Below are 11,021 nucleotides of genomic sequence, written 5' to 3' on the forward strand. Positions count from 1 at the left end.
GCGGCCCGGCAGCAGTTCACCTGACCCCGGGCGACGTGGAGCTCCTCGGCCTCATCTACACCGGCAGCCGGCACATCGCTTCCATCACCGCCACCACAGGCAGCACACCCAGCCAGGTCAAAAATGCGCTGGCCCACCTGGGGAAGCGGGTGGGGATGACGGATACTGGGTACGAGGCAGTCCTTGCCACCCTTGTCGACGACCTGCAGCATGGTATGCGGGGTGTGTGGGCCAACGTTGATCCCGCCCGGCTTCCTCGTCCCGAGGTCATCCGCCAGAACACCCTCCACCATAAGAAAGAGCGGCAGGGCCAGCTGTCTCCGGCCGACCGGGAGGTTCTCGGCGCCATCAACACCGGCTCTCACACCATCGACGCCATCGCCCAGGCACTGGGCATCTCAAAAAGACGGGCAGAATTTCGGCTGATCAATCTGGGGAAGCGGGTGGGGATGACGGCTACTGGGTACGAGGCGGTCCTTGCGGACCTTGTCGGTGACCTGCCCGGCAGGCAGGGTGTCTGGGCCGGCGTCGATCTCCGCCTGCTCCCTCGTCCCGAGGTCGCCCGTCAAGCCGCCCGACAAAACCAAATGACCCCAGGGGACTTGGAAATCCTCGGCGCCATCAACGCCGGGCACCGCGACATCAACGCCATCGCCCTGGCCCTGAACCTCACAGTGAGGCAGACCCAAACTCGGCTGGCCGATCTGGGGCAGCGGGTGGGGATGACGGATACCAGCTCCGAGGCGGTCCTTGCGAAGCTTCTCAACGACCTGCCCGGCATGCAGGGCGCGTGGCAGGGTATCGTCCTCGCCGACCTTCCCACACCCGAGGAAAGCCGCGAAAACATCACAGCCCGTGTACACAAGTCGCAGAGTCGCCTGTCCCCCGGGGACTTGGAGGTTCTCGGTGCCATCCACGCGGGACATCACAACATCGTCGACATCGCCAAGGCCCTGAACCTCCCCTCAGTGCGCCACGCCCAAACTCGGCTGACCGATCTGGGGAAGCGGGTGGAGATGACGGATACCAGCTCCGCGGCGGTCCTCACGAAGCTTCTCAACGACCTGCCCGACATGCAGGGCGCGTGGCAGGGGATCCTCCTCGCCGACCTTCCCACACCTGGGGAAAGCCGCGAGACCCGGAAGCGGAGAAAGCAGTAGCGCCACGGCCCGGACCCTGCCCCGCACCCTGAAACCCGCCCCGTGACCAGCCACAGCCAACTGCTGAACCCCCTTCTTCCGGAAGGGTCGCTGGTCAGCAGGGCGTTCCTGGTTTAGACCGTGTCCTATGTGGTGAGGCGTCGTTGGGCTGGTTATGGGGCGGGGTACGTGGAGTTGGATTGTTCCGGACGGGTTGTGGGAGATCGTGGAGCCGCTGATCCCGCCGTCGAAGACGCGTCCGCAGGGCGGGGGAACGCAGGAAACGCCTGATGAGACGCTGTTTGCCGCGATCATCTACGTGCTGGTCAGCGGCTGTTCCTGGCGCGCTTTGCCGCCCTGCTTCGGGATCCGGCTGCACGAGGAGATCCTGCACCGCCTCGACGACGCCGGCCTGCTCGACCTCTCCCGGGCCGTCCTCGACTCCGCCCACGTGAGGGCGAAAAAGGGGGCGAACTCACAGGTCCGAGCCCCGTGGACCGCGGCAAAGCGGGTTCCAAGATGCACGTCCTGTCGGACGCGAACGGACTGCCCCTCGTCGTCGGCGTCACCGCGGCAAACACCCACGACAGCCTCGCGCTGAAGCCCATGGTCGCGGGTCACCAAACGAGACACGACCCCTACAACGGGCGCCACTTCAAACCTAAGCGTCTGCACGCCGACAAGGCCTACGACATTCCTCACCTGCGGAAATGACTCCGCGGCAAACGCATCGGCGTCCGCATCGCACGCAAGGGCATCGAGTCCAGCGAACGTCTCGGCCGCCGAAGGTGGGTGATCGAGCGGACGATGTCGTGTCTGACCGGCTACCGCAGACTCAACCACCGCTACGAACGCCACCCCCGCAACTACCTGGCCTTCCTCGGCCTCGCCGCAGCCATCTGCTGCTACAAGCGACTCGTCCGCCTCACCACATAGGACACGGTCTAAACCCACCCGGACCGTGTACGGCACACGGGGAACGCCAAATTGCGCGGCTCGGGGGGCGTCGCGCCGTTGCTGTGCGCGAGGTCCCACACAAAGGCGTCGAGGGCGCTGCGCACGGTGTGCACGCAGTCGCCAAGGATCAGGGACCACTCCAGCACGGGCGGTGGAGCGTGGACCGTAGCCGCATTTCCACGCGGAGGCGGTCGTCGGAGACGTGCGGTTCGATGGTGACTGGTCGGCTGGTGGACCAGAGCTGGATGCGGGCGGTGAGGTCGGCGAGGTGCTGCGTTGCTCGGGCCACCTTCATGTGCGGCCAGGGCGAAAGACTCACCGGTTGCTCGTCGTCCTGGATGCCAGGGTCTATCTGTCCGTCCATGCGGCAAGACGGTACCGGTCTGGACGGACACCCCGCCTGTGCATTGTTTGGGAGCGCGACGGCATTCTCCTCGTCGCCAGCAGAATCCTTAGGATCGCTCTCACAGAAGTCGTCTACAACGGAACGACCGTCCGTTCTCCTGAACCCGGAACGGCGCGGAACCTCCGCGAGTACGACGCCGCCGTGTACCGCGCGGGCGAGACGTACAGGGGCATGAACCCCGCGCGGCACATCATCGTCGGCGAGCAGCTGCGAGGGTATGCGCCGACCGGGCGAACCCGTCATGCACAGGCTGCGACGACGGTCCGTGGCCGTGCTTCATCGTAGGTCGCTGCGGGCGCCAGCATCGCGTTGGTGGCACGGACGATGGTGCAGCCGATCCGAGATGTCCCAGCGTCTTCTCCAGCGGGCCCAGGAGGAAGCTGATGCGACCGACGGAAGCCTGGCCTCCGACAACAGGCTCTGCTCGAGCATCTCGCGATAGCTTTCATCACCGAGACTCCAGACTTCAACGAGCTCAGGGTCACGCTCCGCAAGCCACCCGATCTCGTCCACGCGGAGCAGGTCGATGTGGTCGACGTAGCAGAACCCGTCGCTGGCCATCAGGAAATTCCGGTAGCTCAGCGGCAGTCGGGTGCCGAGCCGCTCTTCAGCGGCGCCGACCACGTCCGCGTTCGCCGACTCGTTGCCGATCCACCCCTCGCGCCGGACGTGACTCCTGACGTACGCTCCGGCCCCGTTCTCCTCGAGTGTGCGCAGCAACCTCGAATCGTCGAGGAACTTCGCACTGTAGTCATGGAGAAATACGCGCCATTCCGCGACGCTGAAGGGGCGAACGTCCATGGGTGAACTCCTGAGGCGGGATGCGGGGCACCGCGTGATCCATGAAGAGGAGGCACGCTACACGGACTTACGTTGGCCACTACGTCCGAGTTCGCCCAGACGTGTGGAACGGATCAGGCTCACCCCGCCGCCCGATTCGGGCACCACATCTCCTCTGCCCACCGCGGCTGGCCGAGGCCGACTCCCGGCCTCCGTGTAGTCCTGGGTCGTGAGCTTGGCCGGGGTCCGGTTGCGCAGCGGGGCGATGGACGGCAGCCCGCTGGCTGTCGGTGTGCCCCCTGAGAGGCTGGGAGCACGCTGGCCAGCAATGGCAAAGTCGTGCCTCGAAGCGGCGGATCAGTATCGACAGGCAGGGCGGCAGCGCCCGGATCTCGTCATGTCCGGTGCGCCGCCGTGTCCGCTGCTCCGGCTGCTGGTGGCCAGGGGAGCCTGGGAGCCTGCCAGGGGAGCCGGAGAGCGGTGACGTTTGAGTCTGCCTGAAGCGCCACAGGGCTGCTGCTCGGGTAGTAGGCCGTGCTGCGCATATCCGCGGTGCTGGGCAGCACACGGTTTTGGTTCCTGCGCAGCACTGTCAGTGGGACCACCTGGCGTGCCGGCGTGGAGGTGGTCCACCACAGGGCAGCGTACGTGCCGCGGTCCCCAGCAGGAGGCCCGCGGCGCGTCCGTCAGTCGCTGACTTGTGTGTGCGCCGTCGAAAGTCGCGCGAGCAGGATCTTCTGCTGCTCGGCTTCCATCTTTCGCAGCACGAGGTCGGCAACTTCGTTTCCATCGTGCCAAGGCATCTTCGTCACCCTGGTGAGCGGAGCGACGAACCCCGACTCGCCTGGTGCCAGCTCTGATGGTTCGCTCTGACGGGTGCTCGACTCGGCGCGCGGCGCGGGCAGCTCCTCGACCGAGGGCTCAAAACTCCGGGCATCCGAGGAGTTATCACGGCGTGATCGCTCTTCCGGATCTCGTTGCTCAGCTACACGATCTTCCTCGGGGCGTGTCTGACGGGCCTGGCCGGTGCTTCCTGCTGACTTCTTGTGCCTGGCTACGGCTCGGGCGTCGGCCTTCTCACGTTGCTGCTCGGCGCTCAGCTTGGACAGGTTCCGAACATCCTCGACTGTTCGGCGCCCTGCGACGAGGTCTACCTGTAGAGCGAGGTCGAGCTCGAGGATCGAGAGCTTTGACGAGATGGTGGACTGCCCGATACCGAGCCTCTTGGCTGCCTTGTTCTGGGAGCCGTAGAAACTGACGAGCTTCTGCAGCGCGTGCGCTTGTTCCAGGGGGTTCATGTCGTCGCGATGGACGTTGGCCACGAACGCCGCCTCAAGGAGCGACTCATCGGTCGAGACCAGCTCGTTGTCGACGCTGACGCGGATCGTGGAGACACCGGCGATTCGCGAGGCTGCAAGTCGCCGGTGGCCATCGATCACAACGAAGCGGGTGCCGTCGTCGATGTCTGCCGCGCGGTCGGGTCGTTCGGCAAGGTACGCGTCAAGGCTCGCGATCGTGATCGCGTTGACGAGACCGACCTCGCGGATGCTGTCCGCGAGCCCTTCGAGGTTGCGCAGTTCCTCGCGCGGGTTGTCAGGATTCTGGCTGATGAGGTTGAGAGGGAGTTCAGTCGGTTCGGGAACCCCTGCGGTGGGTGCGTCCGTCGCTGCACCGATCGCGGCTCGGCGGGCGCTAATAGGGCGAGCCTGTGCGAAGGACGCGCCGGCTCCGAGATTCTTGGCCTTGCTCACTTGCTGATCTCCCTGGCGAGGGCGCGGAGGGCGACGGACTGCTCGCAGCGGGGTGCGTAGGCGAGGAGGGCCTTCTTGGCGCGCACGGCTTCCTTCTGTTCCTTGAGGTCTCCGATGACGCCGACGACGCGGGGATCCTTTATGTCCATCCAGGACTGGAGGGATGAGGTCGCGATGTAGCCGCGGCGGGCGTCGTAGTGGTTGACGACGAGTCCGAGGTAGTCGATGTCGAGGGCGAGGTCGCCTCGCATGTCCTCGATCTGGGAGGTCAGGAGCCCGTAGGCGTCAGCGCTGCTGTCTTCGGCCTGGACAACGATGAGGACCCCGGAGTTTCCGGCCGCCTCGTTGTTCCTGCGGCGTCCGTAGTAGGAGGCGGCGTCCATGCTCAGGCCGAGGCTGGGCGGGCAGTCGATGAGGATGACGTCGTAGTCGGTTTCGACGGTGCGCAGGGCGCGTTCGAGGGCGGCTTCGCGGGCTCGTACGGAGGCCAGGCGTACGTCGAGGAGGAACGCGTCGGTACAGGCGGGCAGGAGGTGGAGCCTGTCTCCGAAGCGGTCTTCCTGTACGGCGACGATCAGGTCGCTCAGCCCTCCCTTGGCTTCGCCGGCCATGTGGTTGGTGAGAGAGTCACCGTCCATGGCGAGGGGTTCGTGGCCGAGTTGCTTGGTGAGGTGGCCCTGGGGGTCAAAGTCGACGAGGAGCACACGCTGGCCAAGGCCGGGAAGGTCCTCCAGTGCGAGCGGGTCGTCGTTGCGGTCGTCGTCCTCGAGGAGGGCGGCGAAGTGCTTGGAGACGCGGACAGGGACGAGTCGGGCGGGGTCTTCGGCGAGGGCTTCGCCGAGGCCGGCGGTGATGGCGGTCTTGCCGACGCCGCCCTTCTGGTTGCAGACGATGAAGCGTCGGACTGTCTCGGGACGCTTCACGTCCGGCACCGGGTTGCTGTCGAGCCAGAGGGTTACGGCTTGGGCGATGCCCTGGGTGAGCGAGACCCCACGGAGTTTGCAGTCGTCGCGGAAGCCGTCCCACAGGCCCTCGGGAAGGAAGGTGGAGTAGGTCTCCGCTCCGGCGGTGTCGACTGCAGCAAGGTTCGCGCCGAGGCCGCGCCATGCGGTGATGCCGGCTTCGACGGCGTTCTGCATGTCGAGGCCGTGGAGGGCAGCTCGGACCTTTAGTTCTTGGCGGAGGGGACTTGTGAGCTTGGAGACGACCTTCACTCGGTCGCCGCCCGTGTCAGGTGACGTCATGGGCGTCACTCTACTAACGTCGTAGATCAACTTCTGCCAACGACACGTAAGTAAGGTTACGAACTTTCAATCGGCCATCGCAGCGTGATAGCCCTTCACCTTGGCGCAGGCCCGCCGGATCTATCACGGCGTGATAGCCCCTCCTTGCCCGAAGCCTGCCTCTCGGTCCTATCACGCCGTGATAGCACCCTCGCAGCAGCGACAGCAACGCGCCTTCCTTCGAGCCGCTGCGGACCGGCCTCCCAACGGGCCGGGGGCAGCCAGGTCCGTTCCGGTACCGGGTTACGGGCCGCAGACCGACCGAGTCATGCTGTGCGCGGAGAGCTCAGGCATCGGAAACTTCGAGGTGCCCACTGGCGGCTTCTCCTTATGGCGGCCGCCTGTACCTCTTCGTTGCACGCAACAAGGTCGGGGGTGTGATGCGCGATTCGCATCTCGCGGTGACGAAGCCTCCGAAGCATTTCCCAGGTGACGAACCCCAGAAGCTGTACGACGTCTCCTCGACACTGACACCCGGCTGGCCGGCGGGGGGCTCACACACGTATCGCCGACAGTTGTCTCGCGCCCTGCCTGGCCTGGCCTGGCCTGCCCGCTGCTACCGGCGACGGGCTCGTGATGTTCAGCACGAGCCGGTACCACGCCAGCGCTGTGCACCTGCCTTCTGCACACTCGACCCACTGAGCCATCAACCGGTCCCCGACCCGGCTACCTGGTGGTACTACCTCGACGGAGCACCAGCGAACAGCACGGGACCGGCGAACTGGCGGACCGCATCAGCTTTGGTGGACGCCGGACAACTACCAACGGGAGTCATTCCCGGCCTCGGCGCGCAGGGCGAGGTCTCCGTAACCTGGCACCCAAACATCAGGCGGTGACTCCAGGCCAACTTGGCCCCCAGCAGCCCCGGGGGTCCGGTCGAGGCGATCCACATTCGCTCCGCCCGCCAGCCCCAAGGGCCCTGGTCTCAGTCCGCGGTGGTTTTCGACCCAGGTGATCCCGACGCGGAGGCAAGTAACTCGGACCCGGACAACCAATTTTCGTCCGCCTGCCCCACTCACAGCCGTCACCGGCAGGCAACAACGTCTACGCACCGTACGTGGTGCCGCCCTGGACCCGGTTCGACCGCTCGACCAGGGAGATCACCATCTACTACACCGTCTCCACGCAACTTCCCGTCTACAACGTGCAGCTGCTCACCGCACGGATACACCTCAGTCCCAACACACCTTGACGGCGGGGGAGTGGTGCCGAACGTGTCTCTGGACGGCTGGCATGGCCCCGGCCCTTCGAGACTGGGACACCTATCACGGCGTGATAACTCAGCCAGCACGGAAGCTGGACCCACACCTTGACCCAGGGTGTCCCACCTCGCCTCGGCACCGTGCTCACGATTCGCCAGGCGCTCGGCCTAGCCGCACGGATCGAGGACTCATTTCACACGTCGACTCCCTCGGCCCAACATGTGGGGGGAGCGGGGGACAGACGAGAACGTCTTCACGCGACCCATCGGACACCACCTGGGGCTATCACGCCGTGATAGCCCCAGCCACGTCTCGTACGAGCAGGTGGACCTATCACGGCGTGATAGCCCAACGCCTCCCCGTCGGACACATGAAGTACGAAGGTCCGGTCCTCGCCGCACTGTCCGTGCCAGTGCCTGTGCCGTAACGCTGCCCCAACCCGGCCTCCGACGCCATTTCAGTCATCGAGCTCTATGAACCCATAGCCCGGTTTAGGCCGAACTCACCATAAGTGCATAAAATGACAGCACTGATCCGTATTGTCAGTTCATGGACTCGAAGAGGCGCCCTAGACACTTCGCATCCGGGACCGGCCCGACAAGCCTCGAGACTGTTCTGCGCGACTTCGCAATGTCAGGGAAACTTCTCGATCTTCAACCCGGACCAGTGAATCGCCCTGCGATGACGGGCTGGGGGGCTGACTTCTCAGTGCCGGCAGCCGCACATTGCACGATGTCCTCGTTGGCGCCCAGGGGAAGTGGGTTCACGCCCGGGGAGTACACCTGCGCGCAGCCCGCGTCACTGGCCACCTCGACCTGGAGTCAGCCACCCTCCACTGCCCTTTGTTCCTGGAGGACTGCTACTTCGACAGCACCGAGCCGCTTGCACTTGAGCGAGCAGCCGTTTCCCAGCTCAGTATCGTGCGGTGCAATCTGGTCGGGCTCACCGGCGAGATGCTGACAGTCACCCAAACTCTCGACGTCTCGGGATCTTGGTTCTTCACTAGCCCTGTACGGCTGACGGGCGCAAGCATCGCCGGCGATCTGCGCTGTTCAGCAGTTCGCATCACCGCCTCAGATCCCGAAGGCAACGCCCTGCACGCCGAGGGCATTGAAGTCGGCGGCCAAGTCCACCTTGGCGACCACTTCAAGGCAAAGGGCGCTGTCTATCTCCCCGGTGCGACCATCGCGGGGCAGTTGGTGTGCTCCGGCGCCGAGCTGTCCAGGAACAAGGCGGGTAACTCACTTGATGCCGACGGCAGCAAGATCGGCCGCGACGTGTTCCTCCGCACAGAGTTCAGTGCCATGGGTGCCGTACGGCTCGTAAACGCCGAAGTCGCAGGACAACTCAACCTCTCCACCGCCAACCTTGGCGCGGACGCTGATGGCAACGGCCTGGTTGCCGACGGCATCAAAGTCGGAGAGCACGTGCTCCTCAACGGCAACTTCACAGCTCGCGGCGCGGTACGTCTGCTGGGCGCCACCATCGCCGGCCAGCTGAACTGCACCAAGGCCCAGCTCCTCGGCGCAGACAAGCGCAACAACGCACTGGTCGGCGATGGATGCAAGGTTTGGGGGGGACGTCTTCCTCCTCGACGGGTTCACAGCCAAAGGGACGGTGAGACTGGCAGGCGCGAGCATCGCCGGTCAGCTGGCATGCATCGACGCCCACTTCGACGAGAAGGATCGCGATGGCTACTCGCTCGTGGGGAACAACATCAGGGTCGCCGAGCACCTAGTCCTCAAGGGCAACTTCACATCTGCAGGGACCGTGCGCCTCCAAGGAGCTCGGGTCGACGGAATTGTCCTGGTAGAACCCTCCGACCTGGCAGGTGACCCCGCGCTTGACGCAATCGGGATGCGCGTGGGGCAGGCCCTCATCTGGAAGCCTCAAGCACAGGTGAAGGGGCTAGTGAATCTGGGCAACGTGACGACACCGGGTTTGGTGGACGACTGGGGAACGGACCGTGCCAACGCCTACTGGCCCAAGCGCATTCGGCTGACAGGCTTCGCGTACGAGTCGATCGGCGGCGAGGCTCAAGGCAACTGGAAGGCACGACGGGACTGGATCCGGTCCAACAATGCGACCGGCACCCCATTCAGGCCGCCCGGATACGACTCCCAACCGTACGAACACCTTGCCCGCGTCTATCGCCAGGCGGGGCGAGACGACGACGCTCGCAACATCGCAATCGCCCGGCGCCGAGACCTGCGCCGGAGTGGCGCCCTCAACCCCCTGCGCAAGTTCTTCAATGCGGTTTACGTACTCACCGCTCTCTGCGCCTGGGCTGCGCAGAACCACGGCAACGCGATCGTGCCGGCAAAGGACACCAACAATCTGAAGCCCCCACCGACTGCAGCCCGATGCGTCAGTGAGCCTCTTTCATCCTGAATAGCTGCAGGTCAGGAGCGCGTGGACGGCTTGGACGATGGTGCCGATGCGGCGGGTGGAGCATCGGGCTCGGCGGAGTAGTCGCCAGGACTTCAGCTGTGCGAAGGGAAGGCCCGTTCTCCGGGAGCTCTCAGACGGGCGTGGTCGCGGTTGAACTGCTGGTAGTGGGCGGGCTGTTCGCGGTGGTGGTAGTACGGGGTGCGGACGGTGGCGCCGGCGCCTTGGTAGGCGCGGTCGGCGAGGACGAGGATCTGCCGGGTGAGGCAGGCCTGGACGATGCCGTGGGATCGGGCCGCGGTCGGGTCATGGGTCCTGCCTGGAGTGGCGCGGGAGAACCAGAGCGGTGTGCCGTCAGGGCGGGCGATGACCTGCATGTTCATGCCGTGCTTGCGGTGTTTCATCGAGTAGTACGGTTCGTCGGCGGCGATGCGGTCCGTGGGGATAGGGGTGCCGTCAACGATGACATGGTCCCCCTCACCAAGGCCGGTGAGCGCTTCGTGGAGGCCGGGTGCCCAGCCGACCAGCACGTCCAAGGTCTCGTCGGCGTACCGCCAGGCGGTGGCCTGGGATATCCCGAAACCCGCTCCGAGCTGCGAGAACGTCTCGTTCTTTCGCAGGTGCACCAGCGTGAGAAGCGCCTGCTGGAAGCAGCCGAGCTTGCGCCAGCGCGTGTTTCGGGTTCGACGATGCTCGTGCAGCAGCCAGGCGACATGCTCGACCAGCTCATACGGGACGTCGAGCGTGGCAGGATACGGAACCAACAGGGCCCCTTAGGTCGCCGGTGTGATGAGTGGAATCACCACGCCAATGACGAGGGGCCCTGCCTCGTCACCACCCTCGCTGACCAGCCTCTTTCACCCTTCAGCACAGGATGAAAGAGGCTCAGTGACTATCCCTGCTTCTACCCCGCGGGCTACGCCCTCGATCTAGTCATTCCGGTCATCACCGTGCGCCAGGCAGAGAACTGGCGCCCGAATGGAGCCGCCTCTTGGGGGTGGGTCTACGTGGGTGGCGCGTGGATGGGACCTGTCCCCGAGTGGTGGACACCTCTGAGCCCGGTCCCGGTAGGGGCCGGGTAGGAGGCATCTTTTATGGTGATGAAGGTCTACTCG

General features: G+C 65.2%; 7 protein-coding genes and 2 pseudogenes. 3 read left to right on the top strand and 6 right to left on the bottom strand.

Annotation, left to right across the window (positions count from 1 at the left end):
• Together AB0E14_RS38030 and AB0E14_RS38035 are read left to right on the top strand one after the other, a co-directional pair.
• Nucleotides 1-1,160: hypothetical protein (locus tag AB0E14_RS38030; RefSeq protein ID WP_362429568.1), on the top strand; the 1,160-nt coding region annotated here is incomplete at its 5' end.
• 154 nt (nucleotides 1,161-1,314) lie between these two features.
• Nucleotides 1,315-2,075, top strand: a pseudogene (locus tag AB0E14_RS38035) (IS5 family transposase).
• Between the two features lie 148 nt (nucleotides 2,076-2,223).
• On the opposite strand, the gene AB0E14_RS38040 reads toward AB0E14_RS38035, so the two are convergent.
• The 5 genes from AB0E14_RS38040 to AB0E14_RS38060 all read right to left on the bottom strand — a co-directional run bounded on the left by AB0E14_RS38040 (nucleotide 2,224) and on the right by AB0E14_RS38060 (nucleotide 9,122).
• A complete protein-coding gene (locus AB0E14_RS38040) occupies nucleotides 2,224-2,460 on the bottom strand; it encodes a hypothetical protein (RefSeq protein ID WP_362429572.1) in 237 nt (78 codons plus the stop codon).
• A gap of 318 nt (nucleotides 2,461-2,778) precedes the next feature.
• Complete coding sequence (locus tag AB0E14_RS38045) at nucleotides 2,779-3,303, bottom strand: SMI1/KNR4 family protein (RefSeq protein WP_362429575.1); 525 nt, start codon at nucleotides 3,301-3,303, stop codon at nucleotides 2,779-2,781.
• Between the two features lie 665 nt (nucleotides 3,304-3,968).
• A complete protein-coding gene (locus AB0E14_RS38050) occupies nucleotides 3,969-5,033 on the bottom strand; it encodes a ParB/RepB/Spo0J family partition protein (RefSeq protein WP_362429578.1) in 1,065 nt (354 codons plus the stop codon).
• A complete protein-coding gene (locus AB0E14_RS38055) occupies nucleotides 5,030-6,277 on the bottom strand; it encodes a ParA family protein (RefSeq protein WP_362429582.1) in 1,248 nt (415 codons plus the stop codon). The genes AB0E14_RS38050 and AB0E14_RS38055 overlap by 4 nt, the downstream gene beginning before the upstream one ends.
• A 2,482-nt stretch (nucleotides 6,278-8,759) precedes the next feature.
• Nucleotides 8,760-9,122 (bottom strand): hypothetical protein, encoded by a 363-nt coding sequence (locus AB0E14_RS38060; RefSeq protein ID WP_362429586.1) that lies wholly within the window; start codon nucleotides 9,120-9,122, stop codon nucleotides 8,760-8,762.
• 13 nt (nucleotides 9,123-9,135) lie between these two features.
• Here AB0E14_RS38060 and AB0E14_RS38065 point away from each other — a divergent pair, with 13 nt between their 5' ends.
• A complete protein-coding gene (locus AB0E14_RS38065; protein WP_362429589.1) occupies nucleotides 9,136-9,909 on the top strand; it encodes a hypothetical protein in 774 nt (257 codons plus the stop codon).
• On the opposite strand, the pseudogene AB0E14_RS38070 reads toward AB0E14_RS38065, so the two are convergent.
• A pseudogene (locus tag AB0E14_RS38070) lies at nucleotides 9,901-10,673 on the bottom strand (transposase family protein). The gene AB0E14_RS38065 and the pseudogene AB0E14_RS38070 overlap by 9 nt on opposite strands.
• Nucleotides 10,674-11,021: the final 348 nt, after the last annotated feature.

The organism is Streptomyces sp. NPDC047981, from assembly GCF_040653315.1.
In the GTDB taxonomy this organism is placed as follows: domain Bacteria; phylum Actinomycetota; class Actinomycetes; order Streptomycetales; family Streptomycetaceae; genus Streptomyces.